This is a genomic window from Rhodopila sp., assembly GCF_965276935.1.
Lineage (GTDB): Bacteria > Pseudomonadota > Alphaproteobacteria > Acetobacterales > Acetobacteraceae > Rhodopila.
In genome coordinates this window covers 840,538-864,751 of sequence record NZ_CBDIBS010000004.1, presented here as the reverse complement: position 1 = coordinate 864,751, position 24,214 = coordinate 840,538, and the positions used below count along the sequence as shown (strand labels likewise).

26 protein-coding genes and 1 pseudogene are annotated in these 24,214 nt (G+C 64.5%); 14 read left to right on the top strand and 13 right to left on the bottom strand.

All coding sequences use genetic code 11. The features are described from left to right. Positions 1-8: 8 nt before the first annotated feature. Positions 9-740 carry an MFS transporter gene (locus tag ACQY4S_RS20280; protein WP_428487015.1) on the bottom strand — a complete coding sequence of 244 codons (732 nt, stop codon included), beginning with the start codon at positions 738-740 and terminating at the stop codon, positions 9-11. A 59-nt stretch (positions 741-799) separates the two neighbouring features. Next, a pseudogene (locus tag ACQY4S_RS20275) lies at positions 800-1,315 on the bottom strand (MFS transporter); the annotation flags it as partial. Positions 1,316-1,634: 319 nt separating this feature from the next. Here ACQY4S_RS20275 and thrS point away from each other — a divergent pair. The 3 genes from thrS (at position 1,635) to ACQY4S_RS20260 (ending at position 5,587) form a co-directional block, all read left to right on the top strand. Next, positions 1,635-3,566 (top strand): threonine--tRNA ligase, encoded by a 1,932-nt coding sequence (thrS, locus tag ACQY4S_RS20270; RefSeq protein WP_428487014.1) that lies wholly within the window; start codon positions 1,635-1,637, stop codon positions 3,564-3,566. Between the two features lie 126 nt (positions 3,567-3,692). Then, positions 3,693-4,214, top strand: coding sequence for a translation initiation factor IF-3 (infC, locus tag ACQY4S_RS20265; protein ID WP_428487013.1), 522 nt, complete (start codon positions 3,693-3,695; stop codon positions 4,212-4,214). Between the two features lie 299 nt (positions 4,215-4,513). Further along, the gene (locus ACQY4S_RS20260; protein WP_428487012.1) at positions 4,514-5,587 is read left to right on the top strand and encodes a malate/lactate/ureidoglycolate dehydrogenase; all 1,074 of its coding nucleotides are present in this window, start codon (positions 4,514-4,516) and stop codon (positions 5,585-5,587) included. Between the two features lie 62 nt (positions 5,588-5,649). Here ACQY4S_RS20260 and ACQY4S_RS20255 read toward each other — a convergent pair whose 3' ends face one another. From ACQY4S_RS20255 to ACQY4S_RS20225, 7 genes are all read right to left on the bottom strand, one after another. Continuing rightward, on the bottom strand, positions 5,650-6,324 hold the full coding sequence (locus ACQY4S_RS20255) for a hypothetical protein (protein WP_428487011.1): 675 nt from the start codon (positions 6,322-6,324) through the stop codon (positions 5,650-5,652). 63 nt (positions 6,325-6,387) lie between these two features. After that, the gene (locus ACQY4S_RS20250; protein ID WP_428487010.1) at positions 6,388-6,849 is read right to left on the bottom strand and encodes a glycine/sarcosine/betaine reductase selenoprotein B family protein; all 462 of its coding nucleotides are present in this window, start codon (positions 6,847-6,849) and stop codon (positions 6,388-6,390) included. 47 nt (positions 6,850-6,896) lie between these two features. Further along, entirely contained in the window at positions 6,897-7,187 is a 291-nt protein-coding gene (locus tag ACQY4S_RS20245) for a hypothetical protein (protein WP_428487009.1), read from the bottom strand. Then, positions 7,184-7,768, bottom strand: coding sequence for a nucleotidyl transferase AbiEii/AbiGii toxin family protein (locus tag ACQY4S_RS20240; RefSeq protein ID WP_428487008.1), 585 nt, complete (start codon positions 7,766-7,768; stop codon positions 7,184-7,186). The genes ACQY4S_RS20245 and ACQY4S_RS20240 overlap by 4 nt, the downstream gene beginning before the upstream one ends. Positions 7,769-7,920: 152 nt before the next feature. Next, positions 7,921-8,727, bottom strand: a complete 807-nt coding sequence (locus tag ACQY4S_RS20235; RefSeq protein ID WP_428487007.1) for an ABC transporter permease — start codon at positions 8,725-8,727, stop codon at positions 7,921-7,923. Continuing rightward, positions 8,714-9,511, bottom strand: a complete 798-nt coding sequence (locus ACQY4S_RS20230) for an ABC transporter ATP-binding protein (RefSeq protein WP_428487006.1) — start codon at positions 9,509-9,511, stop codon at positions 8,714-8,716. Before ACQY4S_RS20230 ends, ACQY4S_RS20235 begins: the two co-directional genes overlap by 14 nt. Further along, positions 9,508-10,494 (bottom strand): ABC transporter substrate-binding protein, encoded by a 987-nt coding sequence (locus ACQY4S_RS20225; RefSeq protein ID WP_428487005.1) that lies wholly within the window; start codon positions 10,492-10,494, stop codon positions 9,508-9,510. The genes ACQY4S_RS20230 and ACQY4S_RS20225 overlap by 4 nt, the downstream gene beginning before the upstream one ends. Here ACQY4S_RS20225 and ACQY4S_RS20220 point away from each other — a divergent pair. Beyond that, positions 10,493-11,653: a glycosyltransferase gene (locus tag ACQY4S_RS20220; RefSeq protein WP_428487004.1), complete on the top strand. Its 1,161-nt coding sequence runs from the start codon at positions 10,493-10,495 to the stop codon at positions 11,651-11,653. The two genes, ACQY4S_RS20225 and ACQY4S_RS20220, sit on opposite strands and share 2 nt — an antisense overlap. Positions 11,654-11,759: 106 nt before the next feature. Next, positions 11,760-12,188 carry a DUF29 family protein gene (locus ACQY4S_RS20215; protein ID WP_428487003.1) on the top strand — a complete coding sequence of 143 codons (429 nt, stop codon included), beginning with the start codon at positions 11,760-11,762 and terminating at the stop codon, positions 12,186-12,188. 16 nt (positions 12,189-12,204) lie between these two features. Here the strand turns inward: ACQY4S_RS20215 and ACQY4S_RS20210 are convergent, their stop codons facing one another. Then, a complete protein-coding gene (locus tag ACQY4S_RS20210) occupies positions 12,205-13,170 on the bottom strand; it encodes a quinone oxidoreductase family protein (protein WP_428487002.1) in 966 nt (321 codons plus the stop codon). 157 nt (positions 13,171-13,327) lie between these two features. On the opposite strand from ACQY4S_RS20210, the gene ACQY4S_RS20205 reads away from it, so the two are divergent. The 4 genes from ACQY4S_RS20205 (at position 13,328) to ACQY4S_RS20190 (ending at position 17,034) form a co-directional block, all read left to right on the top strand. Continuing rightward, complete coding sequence (locus ACQY4S_RS20205) at positions 13,328-14,239, top strand: SMP-30/gluconolactonase/LRE family protein (RefSeq protein WP_428487001.1); 912 nt, start codon at positions 13,328-13,330, stop codon at positions 14,237-14,239. 105 nt (positions 14,240-14,344) lie between these two features. Next, positions 14,345-14,575: a CsbD family protein gene (locus tag ACQY4S_RS20200; RefSeq protein ID WP_428487000.1), complete on the top strand. Its 231-nt coding sequence runs from the start codon at positions 14,345-14,347 to the stop codon at positions 14,573-14,575. A 63-nt stretch (positions 14,576-14,638) separates the two neighbouring features. After that, positions 14,639-16,900, top strand: coding sequence for a glycogen debranching protein GlgX (gene glgX, locus ACQY4S_RS20195; RefSeq protein WP_428486999.1), 2,262 nt, complete (start codon positions 14,639-14,641; stop codon positions 16,898-16,900). After that, positions 16,897-17,034: a hypothetical protein gene (locus ACQY4S_RS20190; protein ID WP_428486998.1), complete on the top strand. Its 138-nt coding sequence runs from the start codon at positions 16,897-16,899 to the stop codon at positions 17,032-17,034. The genes glgX and ACQY4S_RS20190 overlap by 4 nt, the downstream gene beginning before the upstream one ends. Positions 17,035-17,077: 43 nt before the next feature. Here ACQY4S_RS20190 and ACQY4S_RS20185 read toward each other — a convergent pair whose 3' ends face one another. Continuing rightward, a complete protein-coding gene (locus ACQY4S_RS20185) occupies positions 17,078-17,401 on the bottom strand; it encodes a VOC family protein (RefSeq protein ID WP_428488465.1) in 324 nt (107 codons plus the stop codon). Between the two features lie 376 nt (positions 17,402-17,777). On the opposite strand from ACQY4S_RS20185, the gene ACQY4S_RS20180 reads away from it, so the two are divergent. Next, a complete protein-coding gene (locus ACQY4S_RS20180; protein WP_428488464.1) occupies positions 17,778-18,740 on the top strand; it encodes an IS110 family transposase in 963 nt (320 codons plus the stop codon). Positions 18,741-18,754: 14 nt separating this feature from the next. On the opposite strand, the gene ACQY4S_RS20175 is transcribed toward ACQY4S_RS20180, so the two are convergent. Next, positions 18,755-19,195, bottom strand: coding sequence for a GNAT family N-acetyltransferase (locus ACQY4S_RS20175; RefSeq protein ID WP_428486997.1), 441 nt, complete (start codon positions 19,193-19,195; stop codon positions 18,755-18,757). A 161-nt stretch (positions 19,196-19,356) separates the two neighbouring features. Between ACQY4S_RS20175 and parA the strand changes: the two genes are divergently transcribed. Both parA and ACQY4S_RS20165 read left to right on the top strand, forming a co-directional pair. Then, on the top strand, positions 19,357-19,977 hold the full coding sequence (parA, locus tag ACQY4S_RS20170; RefSeq protein ID WP_428486996.1) for a ParA family partition ATPase: 621 nt from the start codon (positions 19,357-19,359) through the stop codon (positions 19,975-19,977). After that, complete coding sequence (locus tag ACQY4S_RS20165; protein ID WP_428486995.1) at positions 19,974-20,414, top strand: CopD family protein; 441 nt, start codon at positions 19,974-19,976, stop codon at positions 20,412-20,414. The genes parA and ACQY4S_RS20165 overlap by 4 nt, the downstream gene beginning before the upstream one ends. Here ACQY4S_RS20165 and ACQY4S_RS20160 read toward each other — a convergent pair. Next, positions 20,395-21,690 carry a cation:proton antiporter gene (locus tag ACQY4S_RS20160; protein ID WP_428486994.1) on the bottom strand — a complete coding sequence of 432 codons (1,296 nt, stop codon included), beginning with the start codon at positions 21,688-21,690 and terminating at the stop codon, positions 20,395-20,397. The two genes, ACQY4S_RS20165 and ACQY4S_RS20160, sit on opposite strands and share 20 nt — an antisense overlap. A 49-nt stretch (positions 21,691-21,739) precedes the next feature. Here ACQY4S_RS20160 and ACQY4S_RS20155 point away from each other — a divergent pair, with 49 nt between their 5' ends. Both ACQY4S_RS20155 and ACQY4S_RS20150 read left to right on the top strand, forming a co-directional pair. Beyond that, positions 21,740-22,522 carry an SDR family oxidoreductase gene (locus ACQY4S_RS20155; protein WP_428486993.1) on the top strand — a complete coding sequence of 261 codons (783 nt, stop codon included), beginning with the start codon at positions 21,740-21,742 and terminating at the stop codon, positions 22,520-22,522. Positions 22,523-22,800: 278 nt separating this feature from the next. Continuing rightward, the gene (locus ACQY4S_RS20150) at positions 22,801-24,198 is read left to right on the top strand and encodes a hypothetical protein (protein WP_428486992.1); all 1,398 of its coding nucleotides are present in this window, start codon (positions 22,801-22,803) and stop codon (positions 24,196-24,198) included. Positions 24,199-24,214 lie beyond the last annotated feature (16 nt).

Below are 24,214 nucleotides of genomic sequence, written 5' to 3'. Positions count from 1 at the left end.
GATCTCCTTCAGGGGTTGTCGCGGATCGATGCGAGGCCGCCGAGGGGCCGGGTTGGGGTCTCGCCGAGGGTGCTGGACAGCGCCTCCAGCGAGCGTTGCCTTGTCTCGATGCCGGCCAGCAGGATGACCAGCGCCAGCAACACCAGCAGCGCCGCCATGCCGGCGGACACCGCGCCGACACCGCCGAAGCCGTAAGCCCAAACCACGCCGTATTGCGCCCCAGCGGCGGCGAGACGGCCCGCCGCGCCAGCCAGCCCAGCGCCGCGCATCCGCAGGACCGTGGGGAACAACTCGGGGATGTAGATCGCGTATCCGACCGAGACCAGGGCATACGACGGGACCATGACGCCAAAGCCGACGCCCATCAGTTCGGCATTGGTGTCGGCGTAGGCATAGCCGACGCCGAAGGCGGCCCACGATAGCGCCAGGACGACGATGCCGAAGCGCCGTCCGACGCGGTCGGCGATGACGCTGCCCAGCCACGATCCGGCCGGCGCGCCCAGGCCCATCACCGCGGTGAACGCCAGCGTGGTGACGATGCCGTGCCCCTGCTTGACCAGGAAGGTCGGCAGCCAGCCGTTGAAGCCGTACAGCACCGTCGTCGTGGTGACGGCGATCAGCAGCGCCAGCAGCGTCCGTCGCAGCAGGTGGGCGGAGAACAGGTAGGACAGGCGGCTGGGGACGGCCGCGGCCAGGGCGGGGTGAGGTCTGGTGCCGGCAGATTGGCGGCGCCGCCGCACTCGGTTTCAATCGCGGTGAGGATGGTTTCGGCCTCGGCCAGGCGGCCGCACGCTTCCAGCCAACGCGGCGATTCCGGCATGGTCTTGCGCAGCACCCAGACCACCATGGCACCGATGCCGACGATGACGAACATGTAGCGCCAGCCGAGTGTCGGGATCACCGCCAGGCTGACGAAGCCGGTGGCGGTCACCGCCAGATTGGTGATCAGCGACAGCAGGCCGACCTAGCGGCCGCGGTGGGACGGCGGGATGAACTCGGCCAGGGTCGAATAGCCGACGACAATCTCCGCTCCCAGGCCAATGCCCATGACGAAGCGCAGCCAGATCAGCACGGTCATGCTGGGAGCAAAGGCCGCGGCCAGCGAAGCGAGGCCGAAGATCGCCAAATTGATCTGGTAGGAGACGCGGCGGCCGAAACGGTCGCCCAGGTATCCGGCGGCGAGCGCGCCAACCAGCATGCCGAGGAAGGTCTTGGAAAGGAATGCGGCATTGATGGCGGGGGTGGACCAGCCATCATGCACCAGGGCGCCCAGCAGGCCGCCTTGCAGGTAGATGTCGAAGGCGTCGAAGAACATGCCGGCGGCGATGAGCGTCAGGATGCGACGGTGGAAGCGGCCGAGGGGCAGTCGGTCCAGGCGGGCTCCGGCGTTGACCGTGCCGGTCAGGGCAGAGGCGGCTTGCGGCATGGGTTTCCTTCGGTGGTTCTTGCGGCCAGCATTGGACCTATCGTTACCTGTTAAACGAGAAGGTGCAACCATCGCGTGGGACTGCGTCCTGATGCCTTGAGCACAACTGCGCCGTCCGGCTGCTGACCGTTTCCCGCGGCGAAGGGTTGCGGCCAGGCCGTGGCTTCGCCATAGACTCCTGCTATCAACTTGACAGGACCTTCGGCCCATGCCCGCCATCACCCTGCCCGACGGCTCCGTGCGCCAGTTCGACGCGCCGATCACCGGCATGGACGTGGCTGCGGCGATCGGTCCCGGCCTGGCCCGCGCTGCCCTGGCCATGAAGCTGAACGGCAGGACCGCCGACCTGTCCACCCGCATCGACCATGACGCCAGCATTGTCTTTATCACCCGCCGCGATCCCGAGGCGCTGGAGATGATCCGTCACGACGCTGCCCACGTCCTGGCCGAGGCGGTGCAGGCGCTGTATCCCGGCACCCAGGTCACCATCGGCCCCTCGATCGAGAACGGCTTCTACTACGACTTCGCCCGCAACGAGCCGTTCACGCCGGACGATTTCTTGGCCATCGAAGCCAAGATGAGAGACATCATCGGCAGAGGCGCAAAATTCGAGCGTCAGGTAATCGATCGCGACGAGGCCATCGCCTTCTTCCAGGCGAAGGGGGAGAAATACAAGGCGCAGCTTATCCAGGACCTGCCGACGACGGAAACCATTACGCTATACAGCCAAGGCGACTGGATCGACCTCTGCCGCGGCCCGCACATGCGCAGCACCGCCGATGTTGGCACCGCCTTCAAGCTAATGAAGGTGGCCGGCGCCTATTGGCGGGGCGATCACCGCAACGCCATGCTGAGCCGCATCTATGGCACCGCCTGGCGCGATCAGAAGGAACTCGATGCCTACCTGCACCAGTTGGAGGAAGCCGAGCGCCGCGACCACAGGCGCATCGCCAAGGAGATGGACCTGTTCCATATCCAGGAGGAAGCGGTCGGCTCGATCTTCTGGCATCCGAAGGGATGGAAGCTGTACCGCACAGTGGAAGCCTACTTGCGCCGCCGTCTCGATGCCGCCGGCTACCAGGAGGTAAAAACCCCGCAGCTTCTGGACCGCAGCCTGTGGGAGAAGTCGGGTCACTGGGAGAACTACAAGCCGCACATGTTCATCGTCCAGGTGGAGGACGAGGACAAATTCCTCGCGCTGAAGCCGATGAGCTGCCCCTGCCACGTGCAGATTTTCCGCCAGGGCATGCGGTCATATCGAGAACTGCCGCTGCGCATGGCTGAATTCGGCTCGTGCCATCGATATGAACCGTCCGGCGCACTACATGGCATCATGCGAGTGCGGGCGTTCACCCAGGACGACGCGCATATCTTCTGCACGCAGGAGCAGATCGCGCCGGAAACCGCCCGCTTCGTCGAACTGCTGACAACGGTCTATCGCGACTTTGGATTCCCGAACTTCCGCATCAAGTTCGCCGACCGGCCGGAAGCCCGGATTGGCAGCGATGACACCTGGGACCAAGCCGAAGCGGCGCTGCGCGAAGCCTGTGCCATCGCCGGCGTGGATTTCGACCTTAATCCCGGCGAAGGCGCCTTCTATGGCCCGAAGCTGGAGTTTGTCCTGCGTGACGCGATCGGTCGTGACTGGCAGTGCGGCACCTTGCAGGTCGATTTCAATCTGCCGAATGTGCTGGACGCCGAATACGTGGGCGAGGACGGCGTCAGGCACTGCCCCGTCATGCTGCACCGCGCGATCCTGGGCAGCTTCGAACGCTTCCTCGGCATCCTGATCGAGCAGTATGCCGGCCGTTTCCCGTTGTGGCTGGCGCCGGTCCAGGCGGTGGTGGCGACCATCGTGTCAGACGCCGACGATTATGCGCGGGAGGTCGCCACCGTCTTGGCCGGCGCCGGTCTGGCGGTGAACACCGACCTGACCAACCAGAAGATCAACGCCAAGGTCCGCGAGCACAGCCTGGCGCACGTCCCGGTTCTGGCGGTGGTCGGGCGCAAGGAAGCCGAGACCCGTACTGTGGCGCTGCGGCGGCTGGGCAGTCAGGCACAGGAGGTGATCCCGTTGCGAGATGCCGTCACCAGACTTGCAACCGAAGCGACGCCGCCCGATCTATTAAAGACCGCTTGACGACTCGAGATGGCTTGATTTTAGGCGCGTCTTGCGGTCACATTGCCCATTGTTGATACATGGCATGTCTAACATGCCGAATCTGCTTCGCAACTGAGACAGGAGAGAACGATAGCAAGAGGACCAATGGCCGCCCCGCCAACCCGCGACGGCCCCCGCGTGAACGAGGAAATCCGCATCCCGCAGGTCCGCCTGATCGACCAGGATGGTGAGATGCAAGGTGTCATGACTGCGCGCGAGGCGATGCAGCGAGCGTTTTCAGTCGGCCTTGATCTGGTGGAGATCAGCCCGAACGCCGATCCGCCGGTATGCAAGATCCTGGACTTCGGCAAGTTCAAATATGAACAGCAAAAAAAGCGGAACGAAGCCAAGAAGAAGCAGAAAGTCATCGAGATCAAGGAAATCAAGGTCCGCCCGAACATCGATGAGAACGACTATCAGGTGAAGATGCGAGCCATGAAGTCGTTTATTGATGAAGGCGACAAGGTTAAGGTAACGCTGCGCTTTCGCGGCCGCGAGATGGCCCACCAGGACATCGGCGTACGCGTGCTGGAACGTATCAGGTCGGAGATGGACACGACTTCCAAGGTCGAGCAGATGCCCCGGATGGAAAACCGCCAAATGGTGATGGTCCTCTCGCCGCGTTAAGCGATAGCGTCATCGTTCGTTGCACCTGTATGCGTCGCCTGTTCTTGAAATATCAAGATAAGCAGGTTGCAGAAGACATCTTGGCCGTTTGCACGAAGTTTCTTGCGTCATGGTTTGCTATAGCTATGCCACCTGTTCAAGCACACTGCCGCTATGGGTGGCCGCGATAAGCCGGGCCATGGTCAGGATGGGTTATTTTCCTGCGCCTACCGCTTCTTTCTGGCCATAAAGCCTGTCCCGCGTGTGAACATACGGCCAGTTGGCCGGCTTCTCCACCCTTAGTATTCAGGCGCTGACACATGCCTACCTTTCCACCCAACGCGCTCTACGCCGTCACTCACCTGATCGCCCGCCGCATGGGCAGCGATGACGCCGAAGCCAACGAGGTCGCGGATCATCTGGTGCGTGCGAATCTTGCCGGCCATGACAGCCACGGCGTCGGCATGCTGCCGACTTATGTGCGCCTGCTGCAGGAAAACCTGCTGGTGCCTAACCAGAGCGCGGATACGGTGCTGGACGCAGGGGCGCTGCTGGTGATCGATGCACGCCGCGGCTACGGACAGCGAATGGCCGCCGATGCCGTCAGGCGAGCGATTGACAGGGCGAAGGAAATGGGGGCCTGCGTGCTGGCGTTCCGCAACGCATCGCATATCGGACGGATCGGCACCTATGCGGAGCTTGCCACTGCCGCGGGCTGTGCCTTCACCGCCTTCGTCAACGTCGCCGACCACCACGATGTCCAGGCCACCTACGCCGCCGCGGAACCCAGGCTCGGCACCAACCCGTTCTGTGCGGCAGTGCCGGGACCTGACGGGCCGGCGGTGATGCTGGACATGGCCACCACCACGATTGCCGCTGGGAAGGCGCGGGTCGCTTACAACAAAGGCGTAGCGGTTGCGGACGGATGCCTGATTGATGCTGACGGCAATGCCACCAATGATCCAACGGGCCTGATTCGCGACCACACCGGCGCGTTGCGGGCGTTTGGCACCCACAAGGGCTCCGGACTGGCGGTGATGTGCGAAATCATGGCGGCCGCCGTCGCCGGTGGTCAGGGTGCCTTCGACGAGGCGAAGGGCGGCATCTTGAATTCGATGCTCGCCACGGTGATCGATTTGTCGAAACTCGGCGATCCGGTGCTCATTGCCGCCGACATCCAGGCGGTAAAGACGCACGTGAAGTCGGCCCGCTCAGCCCCCGGCTTCGATGAGGTGCTGGTGCCTGGGGAGCCGGAAAAGCGTTATGCCGCCAAACGGTCGGAACAGGGGATCGAAGTGGACGACACCACCTGGCGGGACATTCGGGCGGCAGCCGAGATGCTGGGCATAACGCCGGCCGAATTTGAGCAGGCGATCGGAGCAAACCAGACCTGACCACAGGCGGAGATCGACTCGACTGCGCCTCCAACTGCGGAAAAATTATATTCGCATGCCGATCATGCCAACCAGGGTGCCGGTACGAAGAACCGGCCACCCACAGTCTTTAACGCGTTATTTTCACTGTTTAGCGCCGCCGCGCGCAACGCTTGCAGCAATCCGCCGGCAACGGTCTGCCGCCAGAACCAGGTATCCACCTGCATCGGCGATGGTTTCGGACCTTCAGCCTGGGCCGCCTCGCCATACAGCCCCTTGATGTCGTCGCACAGGAACCTGACAGACAGCGCCGTCGTACCAAGCTCCGGGACAACCGGCAAACCGCCCGTCAGCACATTCGCCGCGAAAGCTGGCCATGCCTCCGGTGCCTGAAAGCCGAGACCAATCGATGTCCGCCGGAACCGAGTTCGTGCCGCCTGCCACAGCGGCATCAGCGAGGCCATTTCGGCCGTGAATGCCGCCTGCCAATCGGCAGGCGCGGTAAAAACCTCGGCTCTGGTAATGGCGGGTGCCATCCAGCCTGGAGTATCCACCAGCCCCGGTGGATCGTCCGGGAAATCTTGCAGGATCACAGGCCCATCCGTGCGTTCCAGCAGCGCCAGCGCGGCCCGCACCACCCGCGTCTGGAACTCCGGGTCATCAGGCTCCCCGACCGGGCGGCCTAGCGGAGCAGCGGTCCATAGTGCCCGCGGCGGCCGCGTCTTCTCCGCCTGTGCACGCACCGATGCGAGTGCCACCGTCGAGAAACCACGTTCTTCCAGTTTATGGGCGAGCGCGCACACGGCGCGCGTGCAGAGCGGTCAGACAGGGCTGAGCAGGATGGAATCAATCCGTTCCTGCCGCAGCTGTCCTTCAATCTGGTTGACGGCCTGTTGCATTTCCGCCGGGTCGGTGGAGCCCATGACGGTGTAATGCGTCTCTGCCACGCCGGCGATTTCCCCCGACGCGGCAAGGTCGCGCAGCCGGTCGATCGGATAGATGACGTTGATGTCGCGCTGCCAGCCGCTGCGGTCGAAGTTGATCGAGACATGGCTGACCAGCAGGTCCGCCGCCGGCGTGTCGGCCGCGACGAACCGGCATTCGCCCGAGCCGAACGGGAACGGCGGATCGCCGCGCCGGATCAGCGCCGCGCTGGACAGGATGGCGACGCGCCGCTGCGCCAAGGGTGGGCCGGCGACGAATGGCGTGGTCTCGAACACTGGGCAGGGCAGGTTCAGCACGGCGTCACGGGTCGGCTGGGGGATGTCATCAGGACGTGCCATGAACGATACAAAGCACGGCGGCATGACCGGCGCAACCCGGCGGCCGACTACCCGAACCCGCGGGTCGGCATCGGCGGAGCCGGATAGCGGCCCACCCGGGCGTTCCAATAGGCCCAGGACCAAGGATCGATGATCCCTGGCGGCGCCTTGTCGAGCGCCTCCCGGAAGTCGTCGTCGGAGACGTATCGCCGCAGCACCTCCAGATCCGCCGGCGTGGCGTAAGCCATCACATAAGCCATGAACCGGATGGGATCGGCCAGCGCCTGCTCTGGTGGTTCGAACCACACGATGCGGCGGGCGAGCGCCTGGGTCTCCGGATTAAGCGGAATCGCAGTCATGGTTCGTGATGGCCCCGCGCCATCCGCGGGAGCGCGGGCAGCCGCCCGAGATTGACCTGCCGTGACGTCGCGACGAGCCTGTCGCGCGCTGATTTCGGCAGGTGGCGCAGGTCTCCATCGTCGAAAAAGGAAAGCGCTTTCAGCGTGGTCAACGGATTGAACTGCTCGCCATAGATCGCCTGGGCTGCCGCGAGCGCCAATGGCGAATCAATTCGGCCGTCGGTCAGGATGGCATCAATGTCGATATAGTCCTTCGCTTCCGCGCGCTGTTGCACCACGAAAGCCTTCGTGCCGGCAAGATCAAGCAACGATGCCACCTGTAGCCCGTTGTCATCCGCTCGATCAGCCGGCTGCACGCGCCCAATGCGCGGAACGCCGAAAAAGGAAAGCTTTATCGGCCCTTCGCGGTCGACCATGACACTCAATATGTCGGGTGCCTGCTGGGTGATTGTCGCGCTGGCCAGCAGCGGTACGCTGGCGATCAATGCACTGGGCTCGAACCGGCTGGTGCCAAAGAAGTGGAAATCAACCGACTGCCGATGCCCGAGGCGAAGTGCCAGAGCCGTGTCGCCATAAAGCACGAAATCATCCGGAATCCCCTAAGCTCGGCCCAGAGCCGCCGTTGTGCCTTCGGCAGTATTTCAAGCGCTGGCTGGAAGGATTCTCCAATGACCATGGGATGCTTATCATAGCAGGAAATCCTGTCCGCATGCATCCGCTGTAGACGCCGCGCCTACCGCCAGATCAGGAAAAAGCGCTCCAGCCGCCCGATCACCCACGACACCAGCAACCCCAGCAGCGACAGCACGACGATCCCCGCCAGCAGGTTGTCGGTGTCGTACAGGTTGCCCGCCGACAGCACGAACGCGCCGATGCCGCGGTCGGCACCGATCATCTCGGCCGCCACCAGCAGCACGATGGCGATCGAGCTGGTGACCCGGAACCCGCTGAGGATCGCCGGCAGCGCCGCCGGCAGCACGATCTTCCGGATGATCGCCCAACGTGACAGGCCGAAGCTCTGGCCCATCCGGATCAGCCCGCGCGGCACGTTGTCCACCCCGCCCGCCGTGGCGATCACCGTCGGGAAGAACACGCCAAATGCCAGGGTGATGATCTTCGATCCCTCGCCGATGCCGAACCAGATGATGAACAGCGGCACCAGCGCGATTTTCGGGATCGGGAACAGCGCCGCCACCACCGCCATGCCAGGGGAGCGCAGCGCCGACGACAGCCCCACCGCCAGTCCCATGCCGATGCCGAACACCGTGCCGACCACCCATCCCACTGCCAGCCTCGCCAGCGACACCGACAGGTTCGCCCACAGCTCGCCGCTGACGGTCAGCGCCCACAGGGCACGGGCGATCGACACCGGCGCCGGCAGGAACAGCGTCGGGATAAGCCCGGCCGAGGCGCCCACCTGCCACAGCGCCACCACGCCGAGCAGCGTGGCCGCCGCTGCCCAGGCGCGGTCTTTCGGCGCGAAGCCGCCGCCACGGAACGCCACCGGCGCGTCCAAACCGTGCTTGCTAACCAGCGACATCGACCGGCTCGCGCGCCGCCGCCGCGGCATCGTCGCGGATCATTCGCCACAGGCGCTGCTCCAGCGCCGCCAGATCCGGATCGCCCGCCGCTCGACCCGCCAGCGGCCGGTCCACCCGCAGCACGTCCCGCACCTGGCCGGGCCGGCGCGACAGCACGACGATCTGGTGGCCCAGCCGCACCGCCTCGGTCAGGTTGTGGGTGACGTAGACCGCTGTCGTCGCGGCCCGGGTCATCAGACCGGTGAACTCCTCCAGCAGCAGATCCCGGGTCTGCGCGTCCAGCGCCGACAGCGGTTCATCCAGCAGCAGGCAGGCGGGACGCACCGCCAGGGCGCGGGCGATGCCGACGCGCTGGCGCATGCCGCCCGACAACTGCCGGGGCCAGGCGCCGGCGAAGGCGGTCAGACCGGTCAGTTCCAGCACCTCCGCCACCCGATCCGCCCGCGCCGTCCGTTCCAGCCGCGCTTCCAGCACCAGTGCCACGTTGCCGGCCACCGTCCGCCAGGGCAGCAGTGAGAAATCCTGGAACACGTAGGTCAGCGGATTGAGGCAATCCGCCGGCACCGCTCCACCGCACCGCACCGTCCCCCGCGTCGGCGCCAGCAGTCCGCCGATGATGCCCAGCAAGGTGGATTTGCCGCAGCCGGAGGGGCCGACCAGCACCATCACCTCGCCCGGTTCGGCGGTCAGGTCGATGTCGCGCAGCACCTTCAGCGTGCCGTAGACGTGGCTGACTGCCTCGACCGTCAGGCGCAACCCAGGCTTGACCGGCGCATCGTTCATTGGGTCGGCAGGAATTGTGTGTCTATCATCGTCGCCGGGTCGGCGTCGCCCTTCACCAGGCCCTGCGCCTTGAACCAGCGTAGCTGGTTCAGCACATCCACCACGTCCAGCGCGCCGCCCTTGTCGTAGTAGCCGACACCGTCCAGGATCTTGCGGCGGGCGTCGGGATCACCGGTGAAGACGTAGCGGGTCAGCAATGCGATGGCGGCGTCGGTCGCCGCGTCCACCACCGGATGGCCGGCCGCGTCCAGCCGCAGGAACGCCGCCCGGTAGTCCGCCACGCCGCGCTGATAGGCCGCGGCGAAGTGCCGCAGCACGTCCGGCCTGCCGGCGATCATCGCCGGCGTGGTGAACACGGCGGTGATCTGGTACGGCATTAGGTCACCCGCCCAGGCCAGGATATGCGCCTGTCCGGCGGCCGCCAGCGGCTTGGCCACCGACGCGATGGCGATCGTCGCATCCACCTGGCCGGAGGTCACCGCCGCCACCATGTTGGCGACCTGCTGCACCGGCCGCAGCGTCACCGTCTTGATGTCGAAGCCGCGCGCCTCGGCGATCCGCCCCACCATGTAGTGAAACGACGAGCCATATTGGGTGATGGCGAAGCTGTGCCCCGGCAACTTGTCGACGCTGGTCAGCCCGGCGTCGAACGCCTTGTCGGATGCCAGGATGGCGGAGCCCTGGTAGCCTTTTTCTTCGTGCAGTGCTCCACCGATGATTTTCAGCGTCCCTTTCTCCGCCAGGTTGAAGAAGCCGCCGGTCAGCGCGGTGACGCCGACATCGATATCGCCCGCCACCGCGGCGGCGGCGATCGGCTGGGCGGCGTTGAAGAAACGGAAGGTCAGGTCGATGCCTTCATCGCGGAAATAGCCGCGCGCCTGCGCGATGTACAACGGCGCCGGCGACAGCGTGTGGAGCAGGCCGAGGCGCAAGGGTTCGGCGGCGCGCCCGGGGGCGCAGAGCAGCGCCGTCAGAAGGATCATGCCCAGGTTTCTTGCCAACATGCGGCGGACCTGTCACATGGCGCCGGAGCGGATGCAAGAGTTCCAGCCCTTCCTGGTGTATCGAGACCGGATCGGCGTCCCGTCCGAGATTTCCTTCCTGCGTCGCCAGTATGTGGGCTTTACCCGGCTGCACCCGGTCTGGATCGGCCGCACCTTGCTGCCGGCGGCGCCGGCGGTGGGCGAGACGCGGCTGCGCCTGGGCGGCAACGGGGTTACAGGTCCACTCCACCGGCTGCTGTTCCGGCACTTCGGGCAGGTTCCACGGCTGCGTCCGCCACTTGGGACGTCGGGTTTCGCCCCAGTGCTGCACGCGCAGTTCGCGCGCGGGGGCGCGCTGGCCCTGCCGCTGGCGCGGTCGCTGCGGCTGCGGCTGGTCGTCACCCTGCACGGCGGCGATGTCAGCAAGCGGAAGAACTGGCAGGGCACGGTGCTGGTGCGACGCTGGCCGGCCTTGGTGGAGCAGGCCGAGCGGTTCGTCTGCGTCTCCACCGCAGTGGCGGCAATCGCCGCCGCGCGGGGCGTGCCGGCGGGCAAACTGGTGGTGCTGCCGATCGGCGTGGAGGTGCCGGACCATCCGCCCGTCGCGGGGGCGCCGACCGCGCATCTGTTCGTCGGCCGCTTCGTCGAGAAGAAAGGCGTCCTGGTGCTCGCCGAGGCGATCCGCCTTGCCCGGGCGGCGGGGGATGCCACGCCGGTCGTCTGCATCGGTGACGGTCCGCTGCGGCCGGTGCTGGAAGCGCTGGCGCGGGCGGTGCCTGGCGTCACGCTGACCGGCTGGCTGGACCCGGCCGCCATACGTCCCCACATGGCCGGCGCGATCTCGCTGCTGGTGCCGAGCGTGGTGGCGCGGGATGGGGATGCCGAGGGGTTGCCCAGTGTGATCCCTGAGGCGATGGCGCAGGCCTGTCCGGTGATCGGGTCCGACCAGGGCGGCATTGCAGAGACGGTGCGGCATGAGGCGACCGGGCTGCTGGTTCCCCCCAGCGACGCCGCCGCGCTGGCCAGCGCGATGCGCCGGATCGTGGTCGAGCCGGGGCTACGAGTCGCGCTGGGGTCGGCTGGATTCACGGCGGTGGGTGCGCATTTGAATGCACGTAGGCAGTCAGAAAGGCTGGAGGCTCTGTTGCTGTCGGTATAAGAACCCCTCACGTCATCGGCGTGCCGGTCCTGTGCCAAGGCAGTGGCGACACAGCCGCGTCGTTACTGGCAGGGTTCAGTCTTGTCGATGCGGAGTTTCAGGAAAAATGAGCGACTACGACACCGACATCCTGATCTGGTCCGAGCACCAAGCCGAGTTGCTGCGCCGACATGCGGCCGGCGAACGGCTCAACGACGCAAATCTAGATTGGCCCAACATCATCGAGGAGGTGGCGGACGTGGGACGCAATAGCTTGCGGGCCTGCCGGTCGCTGCTGCTTCAGGCGTTGCTGCACGACCTTAAGGCCGAGGCGTGGCCGCTGTCCCGCGATGTGCCGCACTGGCGCTCGGAGGCTCGGGTGGCGCGCGTCAACGCGGCGGACGCCTACACCCCGTCGATGCGCCGGCGGATCGACGTGACCGAGCTTTACGCCAAGGCGTTGCGCGTCATGCCGGACACGATCGACGGCCAGCCGCCGTTGCCGGTGCCGGATGTGTGCCCGGTGACGCTAGACGAGATGCTGGCGGCTGGCTGAGGTCGTCCAGATTACCTCACGGCCGCAGCACTACCCGTCCGTCGGCCCCATCCGCGACAGCCTGGTACGCCGCCACCGCATCCCTCAGCGGAAATCGCCGTGTGATCCGCGCCGGCTGGTAGTCTCCTGATTCAAACCCGGGCCGCAACGCCTCCAGCACCTCAGCCGAAGCCACCAGATCGAGCTTCAGCGTATCGACCCCGATCAACCGGCTTTCGTTATGGTAGAAATCCGCCAGGTTGAACGTCACGTCGCGCGCACCCGTGGCGCTCAGCTCGACCAGCCGGCCGCGCAAGGCCAGACAGTCGAACGCATGCCGGAACATCACGCCGCCGACGCAGTCCAGCACCACATCGGCGCCGCGCCCGCCTGTCGCCGCTCGCACCGCCGCCGGAACATCCGCAGCATCGGCGATGCGGGCGTCGCCGGCCCGCAGGATTGCGGCCCCGGGGATTGGCGGCCGGCGATCCGTCCCAATGATCCGGGCACCGAGACGGCGGGCGATCTGCACAGCGGCATTGCCAACGCCGCCGCTGGCGGCGATGACCAGAACGGTTTCGCCCGCGCGCAGACCGGCGCCGTCCACCAGGCCCCGCCACGCGGCAATGAAATTGACCCCGACGGAGGCCGCCTGATCGAATTCCAGTGCCGCCGGCTTGCGCCGCAGACTGGCTACCGGCACGACGATCCGTTCCGCATGCGAGCCATTCCGGGTGAAGCCGGTATCGCCGCCGGTGCCCCAGACCGCAGCGCCGATCCACTCCGGTGGCCCGGCCTCGACCACGCCGGCGAAGTCGCGCCCCGGCGTGCGCGGCAGCGTGGTCTGCGACATCATCCCCTGCACGTTCTTCACGTCGCTGGGGTTGATCGACGCGGCCTTGATCCGCACCAGCGCTTCGTGCGGATTCACCGGCGGTGCCGCGATGTCTTCCACCGCCAGCACATCCGGCTTGCCGAAGCGGGTGATCCTGACAGCCTTCATGATGCCCCCGGTGCGTTGCTGGCCTCGCTTGACGCGCCGGCCAATCGGACGACACTGCCGCAACCGCCAGATAAGGGGAACTCCAGCAATGGGGAAACTCCAGAGATGGGGAAACTCCAGAGATGGGGAAACACGAGAAATGGGGGAAACACGACAAATGAATGACGTGATAATCCTGGCCACGGGCTTGGGCTTTCCGGAAGGCCCGGTGGTCTGCCGGGACGGCAGCATCATCCTGACGGAAATCCGCAACAACCAGCTTTCCCGAATTGCTCCCGATGGCGCCACCAGCGTGCTCTCCCGCTGCGGCGGCGGGCCGAACGGTCTGGCATTCGGCCCCAACGGCGCATTGTACCTCTGCAACAACGGCGGCAGCCGCTATGTCGAAGGCTACTCGATGGGGATTGCGCCGCATCCCGACTACAGGTTCGGCTATATCCAGCGGATCGACCCGAACACCGGCGAGGCCAGGACGCTGTACATCGAGGTGGACGGCCACAAACTGTCGGCCCCGAACGACCTGGTGTTCGATGCCCAGGGCGGCTTCTACTTCACCGACCTCGGCAAGCGCCACGCTCGGCATCGCGACCACGGCGGGCTGTACTATGCCCTGCCGGACGGCTCCCGGATCACCGAAATCGCCCACCCGATCCTCAGTCCCAACGGCTGTGGGCTGTCGCCTGACGGCAAGGTCCTGTATGCCGCCGACACCGAAGGCGCCCGACTCTGGGCCTTCGACATCGAGGCGCCGGGCGTGCTGCGCGAACCCCCGCCGCATGGCCATCACGCCGGCCGGATCATCGCCGGCCTGCCCGGCAACGCCCGCTTCGACAGCCTCGCGGTGATGGCGAGCGGCAACATCGCGGTGGCGACGCTGAATACCGGCTATATTACGGAAATTTCCCCGGCTGGAGACATCGTGCGGGCGGTGAAGATGCCGGACACCTACCCGACGAACATCTGCTTTGGCGGGGCCGACATGCGCACCGCCTACATTACCCTGTCGGACAGCGGCCGGCTGGGCAAGATGCAGTGGCCGGAGCCGGGGCTGAAGCTGAATTATGGCTGAAGCGAGGCATCGCCGGGTGCAAGCGGCGGCCTTTTCATCATATCGTTATGGAACTCATGGGGACTTCAGGCGTTTAGGCGTCTCGGTTAACCCAGGAGATTGGAAATGGACGATGGCATTGAAGGCACCGCCCGTGATTTTGGCGGCCGCGTGCAGGAAACCGTCGGCAATGTGACGGGCGATTCGAAGACGCAGGCGCAAGGCATGTACAACCAGGCCGCCGGACAGGCACAACAGGCGGCTTCTCAGGTCAGCGACCTGATCAAGGAGCAGCCGATCGTCGCGACCCTGCTCGCCGTGGGCGTCGGCTATATCCTCGGGCGTTTGACGTCCTAAAGCAGATTTGTTGAAAAGGGGGCGAAAGCCCCCTTTTTTGTCGCCACCGCTATGAGGAAGCCCATGCCGCCAGGGATCATGAAGTCACGTGTCAGTGAAGGCTCCCCCAATCCATGCGGGGCGACCTGGGATGGCCTCGGGGTGAACTTCGCGCTGTTTTCCGCCCACGCGACGAAAGTCGAGCTGTGCCTGTTCGACGACGCCGGCGAACAAGAACTTGAGCGCATTGAACTTCCGGAGTACAGCAACGAAGTCTGGCATGGATATCTTCCCGATGCGCGCCCTGGCACCACCTACGGCTACCGCGTCCATGGTCCTTACGAGCCGGAAGCCGGCCATCGCTTCAATCCCAATAAGCTTGTCCTGGATCCATACGCGAAGGCCCATGTGGGGGCGTTGAAATGGGATCATGCCTGTTTCGGCTATACGCTTGACGCCGAAGCCGCTGACCTGACGTTCGATACCCGCGACAGCGCGCCTTTCATGCCAAAGTCCCGTGTCATAGATCCGGCGTTCAGTTGGGGCCGCGAACGCGCGCCGTCGATTCCCTGGGACCGCACCATTATTTATGAAACCCATGTCCGCGGCTACACCATGCGCCATCCCGCAGTGCCAGAAAATCTGCGCGGCACATTTTCCGGCCTTGGCCGGAAGGAGGTCGTGGACTACATCCGCAGCCTTGGCGTCACCTCGGTGGAGCTGTTGCCGGTGCATGCCTTCGTCAACGACAGCTACCTGCTGGACAAGGGACTGACAAACTACTGGGGCTACAACTCGATTGGCTTCTTCGCCCCTGACCCGCGCTATTCCGCCGTGCCGGACTTCGTCTTCTCGGAATTCAAGGAGATGGTCGCTCGGCTGCACGACGCCGGTCTCGAGGTCATCCTGGACGTGGTCTACAACCACACCGCTGAAGGCAACGAACGCGGCCCCACCCTGTCGTTCCGCGGCATCGATAATGCTTCCTATTACCGGCTGATGCCGGATAATCCGCGCTACTACATCAACGATACCGGCACCGGCAACACGGTGAACATGAGCCACGCGCGCGTCGTGCAGATGGTCACCGACAGCCTGCGCTACTGGGCGTCCGAGATGCGGGTCGATGGATTCCGGTTCGATCTTGGAACTATTCTGGCGCGCGAGTCCGATGGCTTCAACGAAGCGCATGGCTTCCTGCAGAGCTGCCTGCAGGATCCGGTGCTGTCGAATACCAAGCTGATCGCCGAACCCTGGGACATCGGTCCCGGTGGCTATCAGGTCGGCGGCTTTCCCCCTGGCTGGGCCGAATGGAACGACAAGTTCCGCGATACCGTTCGCGGCTACTGGAAAGGCGACGAAGGCAAGCAGGCGGCGATGGCGACCCGTCTGGCGGCCTCGGCCGATTGCTTCAACCGCCGGGGCCGCAAGCCCTGGGCGAGCGTGAACTTCATCACCGCGCATGACGGGTTCACCCTGAACGACATGGTCTCCTACAACGAGAAGCACAACGAGGCGAACGGCGAGGATGGCCGCGACGGCCATTCCGACAACAACTCCTGGAACTTCGGCGTCGAAGGGCCGACCGACGACCCCGAGATCGTGGAACTGCGGGAGCGCCAGAAGCGCAACCTGCTGGCAACCCTGCTGCTGTCGCAGGGCACCCCCATGGTGCTGGCCGGCGACGAGTTCGGCCGTAGCCAGGAAGGCAACAACAACGCCTACTGCCAGGATAATGATATCAGTTGGGTGGACTGGAATTTCGGCGAGAAGGAGGTCGAACTCGCCGAGTTCGTTCGCAAGGTGATCGTGCTGCGGCAGTCCTTCCCGATCCTCCGCCGCTCTCGCTTCCTGACCGGAGCCTATAACCCGGATCTCGATGTTCGGGATGTGCGCTGGCTGTCACCTACGGGCCAGGATATTGAGGACGCGCAATGGGATGACGTCAACGCAAGGTGCTTCGGCATGCTGCTGGACGGGCGGGCACAGGCCAGCGGCATCAAGCGGCCGGCGATGGATGCCACCGCCCTGCTGGTGCTGAACGCGTTCCACGACATGGTGAACTTCATCCTGCCCGAGGTTGTCGGCGGCCAGGTCTGGCGCTGCCTGCTAGACACCAACATTCCGGACGACAGCAAGCGTGAATCGTTCCGCACTGGCGACAGCTACGGCATCACTGGCCGCTCGGTCGTGTTGTTCGTTCTGGAACCGGAAAACCAGCGGTCGGTTGCGCTGCGTCGCGCGATCGAGGGCTTTCGCCAGATGGCAGAACGGCCAATCCCGGTCGCCACACTGGAAACCGGCCCGGAAGCGGACCGAGCATTGGCCGACGGAGTAAGCCTATGACGCCGTCAGACCCGCCGGCGCCCCCTGGCGACCCGCCGGTGCCGCCCGACCCCGACGAGCCGGCGCCGATCGAGGAGCCGCCGCAGCCGATCCCTATCCCGCCGTCAACGCCGCCGGAGCCGCTGCGCGCGTAGTGTAGGGGTGGAAATCTGACGCTTGATACCATCATCGCGCTTATCAGAGATGCGCCAGGATGTTAATAAGACGCCCAAATGGGTCGCGGACGTAGAAACGTCCGACGCCCCACGGTTCGGTCACTGGGCCATACTCGATTCTGAACCCAGCAGCCTGCATTTTTCGATGAACGTTGGCGAGATCGTCTACCTCTATCGACAGATCAGGCACCGGCGTTCCTGAGGCACCTTCGGTTGCTACGCTGAGCTGCGGCGGGGCGGAGTGATCAGCTGCGGAAGTCATGTTCCATCCCATGTCCATGACCACGATCATCCCAAGAGCGTCACCATAAAAGTCTTTGGCGGCATCAATCTGATTGACGGCGATGTTGGCGACTACCCGCTTTACAGCTATGGATTACCTTCGACAGATCGTTTCCAAGCGTTAAATTTTTACCACTGGCCTGGGTTCAGGCTGACTATACAACCTGAACGCGGTCTTGTTCTTTGCTTGATTGCACAATTGACGCGTTGAACGTTCCGCTGAGCGCGATCACGCTTGTCTTATGACTTGCCCCAGGTTTTGCGGAACAATGGTTCACCAGCGGCGGGTTGCAACCCGCCGCTGGTGAAGCGGGATGGATCGAGATCACGCCGGTCGGGTAGGACCGAGTTAGAGTGGGATCGCCCGCTTCTTTTCCTCAAGGCCCGAACGGATACCTGGGTGTTGCACGCCCCGGATGACAAGCATGGGACAGGAAAAGATGAGCCACGCCATAGCACCAACCGCGGATCACGTCACCCTCGGCATCGATGTCGCGAAAGACAGCCTCGAGGTCCACCTCCACCCGCAGGGCCTCGCCCAGCGGTTCACCAATGATCGCCAAGGCCACGCCAGGCTGATCGCCTGGATCACCCCCTACCAGCCAACCCGCATCGTCTTCGAGGCCACCGGCGCCTATCATCGTGGCCTCGAAATGGCGCTGGGCCAGGCCGCGCTGCCGGCCGTCAAGCTCAACCCGTTGCAGGCCCGCCGCTTCGCCGAGGCCACCGGCAAGCGCGTCAAGACCGATCCCGTCGATGCCGCCATGCTGGCCCGCTTCGGCGCCCTCCTGCAGCCCGACATCCCCCCCGCCCGGGATCCAACCGTTGATCAGCTGGCCGAACTGCTGGCCGCACGGCGGGCCTTGGTGAAGGACCGCACCGCAGCACTCAACCGCGCCAAGACCCTCACGCTGGCCCTGCTCAAGCGCCAAAGCCAGCAACACCTCAAGCAAATCGACACCCAGATCCAGGCCATCGATCGCCAGCGGACAACCATTCTGGCCGCCCATGACAGGCTCAAGGCCCGCTTCGACATCCTTGTCAGCATCCCTGGCCTGGGCGCCGCCACCGGCCTCGCCTTGCTTATCGACATGCCAGAACTCGGCTCGATGGACGCCAAGCAGGCCGCCAGCCTCGCTGGCCTGGCGCCGGTCACCCGACAATCCGGCACCTGGCAAGGCAAAAGCTTCATCCAGGGCGGCCGCGCCAACCTCCGGCAGGCGATCGACATGCCCGCCCTAGTCGCCATCCGCTTCAATCCGCCGCTGAAGGCCAAATACCAGGCGCTGCGCCAGGCCGGCAAACCCGCCAAGCTCGCCATCGTCGCGATCATGCGCAAACTCATCATCATCGCCAACGCGCTGCTGCGCGATCATCGCACATGGACGCCAGACGTCGCTTGACCAAGACGGATACTCTACGCCAGCGTCTTCAGCATTTGCACAATGCCGCCCATGCAGACCTCGTCCCAGTCTTCCTCGTCATAACCAGCCTGGGCATAGAAGCCGGCGGCCTCCGGCGTTGCGTAGACCACTGCCTTCTGGCAGCCTATCTCGCGGGCGAAATCTTCCGCCCGCTGCAGCATGACCCGGCCGTGACCACCGCCTTGCCAGGCCGGGTCGATCGCCACCAGCCGCAGGGCGGCCGCGGCGTTGCGCAGGTCGTCGATCTGAATGGCGCCGATCGGCTGGTCTTCCAGCCACAGCAACAGCGGGTGGCAGCCAGGGTCAGTCGCCTCATCCGGGCGCGGCAGGTTGAACACCTTACGCCGAATACCGTGATACGCCTGCCAATCCTGCCCGCATCGCGGCGGATCCAGACGATAACGGCTTGCGCTCCGTGACCGATCGATTGGCATTCTGCCGGTCCCTGGTTTTCCTAATGCCCGTCCCGATCAAGGACGTCACGCAACACTAGGCGACTGCCGGCCTGAAAGCGAGTGGTCATGCGCGACAGTGTCCTGGCATCGCGACCAATCTTCTGATCCAGTAACGCATCATCGCTTCGGAGTCGGATGGCATGGCGATCGTTATCACTGTCGCCCAGCAGAAGGGTGGCACCGGCAAGACTACTCTGGCGGCAAATCTTGCCGCGGCACTGGCGCCGTCACGCAAGGTCGTGCTGCTGGACATCGACCCGCAGCGCAGCCTGACCCGCTGGCATCAGCTTCGCCCGGACAAGGCGGCGCCGCTGACCTTTTCCAACGTGTCCGGCTGGCGGCTGACGGCGGAACTGGACCGGCTGAAGCGAGCCCACGACGTGGTGCTGATCGACAGCCCGCCGCAGATCGACACCGATGCCCGCCTGGCGATCCGCGCCGCCGATCTGGTGCTGATTCCGGTGCAGCCAAGTCCGCCGGACATCTGGGCGGCGGAGGGAACGTTGAATCTGGCGGCGGCGGAAAAGCGGCGTTCGGCGGTGGTGCTCAATCGTCTGCCCGCCTCTGGCAAGCTGCGTGAAACCATGGTCGCATCGCTGCGTGAAAGCAGGCATCCGCTGCTGACCGCTACGATCGGCAACCGCACCGGCTTCGCCAGTGCCTTCGCCGCGGGACTGGGCGTGACCGAGGCCACCCCTCGATCAATCGCGGCAAATGAGCTACGCGCCATGCTCGCTGAGTTGCTGGAGCTGATGGAATGACGGTCTACGCGGGGTTGAAGGCGCTGCACCTGCTGTGCGCGGTGTTGTGGGTGGGTGGGCTGTTCTATGCCTATGTCGTGTTGAGGCCGAGCCTGGCGGCGATCGACCCGCCGCAGCGGATGCTGCTGCACACGCAGGTTTTTCGAAAATTCTTCCTGGTGATCTGGCATGCAATGCCGCTGATCATCATCACCGGCTTCGCCATGCTAGGGCTGCTTGGCGGCATGGCTAACGCCGCCTGGCAAGTCCATGCCATGCTTGGGCTGGGGTTGGTCATGGCGGCGGTGTTCCTGGCGACCTTCTTCGGCCCGTACCGGCGGTTCCGCCGCACCACCGACCGCACACGGATGGCTGGAAACCTGGACAGCATCCGCAAGCTGATTGGCGTCAACCTGATCCTTGGGCTGATCACCGTCGTCATCGCCGGACTGCTGTGATGGCGCGATCCTTATATAGCCAGCGGATCAGCACCGGCATTGACAGGCCCTGCACCAGGATGGTGAAGACCACGACCGCGTAGCAGACCGTGAGTAGGGCGCCGCGATAGGGTGACGCCTGCATCGTCAAGGCCAGCGCGACGGAAATTCCGCCGCGCAGGCCACCCCAGGTGAGCACCGCGACGCCGCGCAGCCAGGGCAGCCGCCGCAGATGCACCAGCGTGGTAGGAATGGCGACGCTGATTAGCCGGGTCAGCAGCGCCAGCACGATGCCCCCCGCCGCCGCACCCAGCACCAGCCAACTGATATCCACAGTCAGCAGCGCGAAGCCCATCAGCAGGAAGAGCACGGCATTCAGCAACTCGTCGATCAGGTCCCAGAACATCACCACCTGCTGGCGCGACAGGTCGGTCATGCCGAAGCGGGTGGCATGGTGGCCGGTCAGCAGGCCGGCCACCACCACGGCCAGCGGGCCGGAGACGCCGATCGCCTCCGCCAGGCTATAGGTGACGGTGACCAGTGCCAGGGTAATGGTCAGCTCCAGCCCCGCATCGTCGATCAGGCGGATGGCACGGTAGGCGAGGTAGCCAGTAACCAGGCCCAGGACCATGCCGCCGCCGCCCTGCGCCAGCATGTTTAGACCGGCGGTCGCCAGCGTGGTGGTCTGGCCGTTCGCCCAGTCGAGTGCGGTGGCAAACACCACCACGGCGACGCCGTCGTTGAACAGGCTTTCGCCATTCACCACCGCTAGCAGGCCATCTGGCAGGCCGGCTTCGCGCAGCAGGCCGCCAACCGCGATCGGGTCGGTCGGTGCCAGCAGCGCGCCGAGGACGAAACACCACGGCAGCGGCAGCCTACCGGCGAACACCAGCCAGATGCCGCCGCCATAGAGCGCGGTCGCCAGCAGCACGCCAAGTGTCGCCAGCGACAGCACCGCCCATTTCCGTTCCCGTAGCTGGTCGACATCCACATGCAGACTGCCGGCGAACAGCATGAAGGCCAGAACGCCATTCAGGAACACATGCGGCAGGTCCTTGATGACGACTTGGTTCTCCCACCAGTGACGGAGCGCTAGGCTGCTGATCAGCGGATCAAGGATCAGGATGATGACGGACAGCAGCAGCGATCCCGCCATCAGGGCGATGGTTCTGGGCAGACGGAAGAACAGGTGATTGACCGAACCGAGCGCGGCAGCCAGCAGTAGAAGCAGGGAGACGAAGGCGAAGGATGACATGGCGGGTGCGGTCTCTCTTATCGGATGGGCGATGCGTTGCATGGAGCCGGCATCTTGCCCAAGATGGTGGGGCATACAGGAGAAATATGCCATGGAAGTCCGTCTCGACGGCCGCACCGCGATCATCACCGGGTCCAGCAAGGGCCTTGGGCTGGCGATGGCGAAGGAGTTCGCCGCGTCCGGCGCCAATGTCGCGATCTTGGCCCGTGGCGCCGAAGCATTGGCCGAGGCCGAGGCGTCCGCGTCGGATGGTGCTTCCGGCAAGGTGGCAGGCTTCCAGTGCGACGTGTCGAAGGCGGCGGATATCCAGACGACGTTCGAGGCCGTCATCGGGACGTTCGGCCAGGTGGACATCCTAATCAACAACGCCGGCCTGTCGCGGGCGATGCCGTCGGAGCAGATTACCGACGACATCTGGCAGGAGGATCTGGATCTAAAGCTGTTCGCGGCGATTCGGCTGGCCAGGCTGGTTTGGCCGGGGATGAAGCAGCGGAAATGGGGGCGGATCATCAACGTGCTGAACACCGGGGCTAAGGCGCCGCGCGCGAACGGCGCGCCAACTGCGGTCTCGCGCGCCGCCGGCATGGCGCTGATGAAAGTGCTGGCAGGTGAGGGCGCGCCGCACGGGATTCTGGTAAACGGCATGCTGGTGGGACAGATCGTGTCCGACCAGATCGCCCGCCGCTACAAGGCTGACGGCAGCAATGAGCCTTTCGAGAGCTATGTCGCCAAGGCTGGCACCGGGGTTCCCATCGGTCGCATGGGCAAGGCGGAAGAATTCGCCGCGATGGCGTGCTTCCTGTGCTCTGACCATGCCGGGTTCACCACCGGCACGGCGATCAACATGGATGGCGGGGCGAGTCCGGTGGTTTAGTTTCGGATTAACGCTACAGAGGATGCCTTGCCCGCCGCCGCCGTGACCGGAGCGGCTGCATGTCACCGGGGACTCGTTAAGCGAATTCTCAATGCGACAGATTTCGCCCGCTTCGGCCATGTTGGCGACGATCAGAATCGACATTGGGCAGGCTTGCCGGTGGCCATTGGCCCATGACTTCGCCGGAGCTATGTCATTTCCTTGACCAGATGAAGGTAATGTGCAAAATCGACATAGTGGCAAATCCAAAATGGAATTGACGTTTTGGAGCTTGTCCGGTGTCGTATCTCATCCGCCTTCTGGCGATGGTCTCGATCATGATCTTTGTATCCGCGCCCGGCCAAGCCGCCGTCATCAAGTACGACGTGGCCGATGGATTAACTTCAATCTCCATTTCAGGTGAGATTGTCGCCGGCGACGCTGACAGCTTCGCGCGCGCCGCTCTTTCGATAACTGGCCCGACCGTGGTGGTGCTGAACAGCAAAGGCGGCGTGATCCTGCAAGGAATGATGATAGGCGAGCTGATTCGGGAGAAGGGTTATGCCACCGCCGTCACCAATGACGCCGAATGCGCATCGGCCTGCGGCCTGATCTGGTTGGCCGGAACCCCCCGTCTTGTCGGCAGATCGGCAAGCATCGGTTTCCATGCGGCGTATATCAGAAGCGGTGATGACGTGAAGGAGACCGGCGTGGGTAACGCCTTGGTTGGCGCCTACCTCGCAAAGCTTGGTCTCTCATACGAAGCCGTTGCTTTCGCGACCTCGGCAAGCCCAAACGAGATACGGTGGTTGCACCCGGAGGACGCCGAAAAAATCGGCATCCCGTGCATCACGCTGCCTGATCCGAAACCCCAAGAGCCACATCCGGCGCCGGCAGCGCGGGTGGCGCAGGCGTTGCCGGACGGATCACCGTTGGAGCAGCGTATGATAAATTTGGTGTTGAGTTACTACGCCAGTTGGTCGGATACAAAAGTAGATGCAAGTGCTCTTTCTGCATACTACAGTGATACATTAAGTTTTTATGGGACAAACGTGTCGCGCGCAGACGTGATGGGTAAAAAAGCAAGATTTTCCACACGGTGGCCGGTCAGACATTACACCGTCAGGATCAACACGCTTTACGTGCGATGCTCTGATACGTGTTCAGTGACCGGCGTAGTCGAATGGGATGTCAGCAGCGTCGAGCGTGGCGCCCATTCGGTCGGTGCCGCGAATTTCGTCCTCAAGATCGTCCCAACCGGTTCAGAAACCGGCGGTCTCATCATATCTGAAAACGGTTCAGTGTTATTAAACCACATAGACGCGCCATCAGCCGTCGGCGAAGCATTGTCGCTTCCGGCCCAACCGACGCCCGGCATTGCCGCCCCGCCCAGCGGATCGGCGACAATGGGTCCGCCACCGCTAGCATCAACCACGACGGCCGCTTATGTCGAGGGGCGGCAAGCCCGCATTTCCTATGAACAGTGGTATGCCGCTCTACCGGATGGTTCTTACCGGGATGGGGTCATGTTCTGGGCCAGCAACCGCAGCCTGAAATTTCCGCCATCGTGCTCCGGAGAGCCGGACAGCACTGTCGGCTGGCGGCAGGGTTGCGCCGCCGCTCGGGCACGACTGGCTAACGTTGACAGACGGCGCAAGACCGAAAAGGATTACTGGTGGGGCTGGAACAGCCTGTAGCGGGATTTCGGAAAAG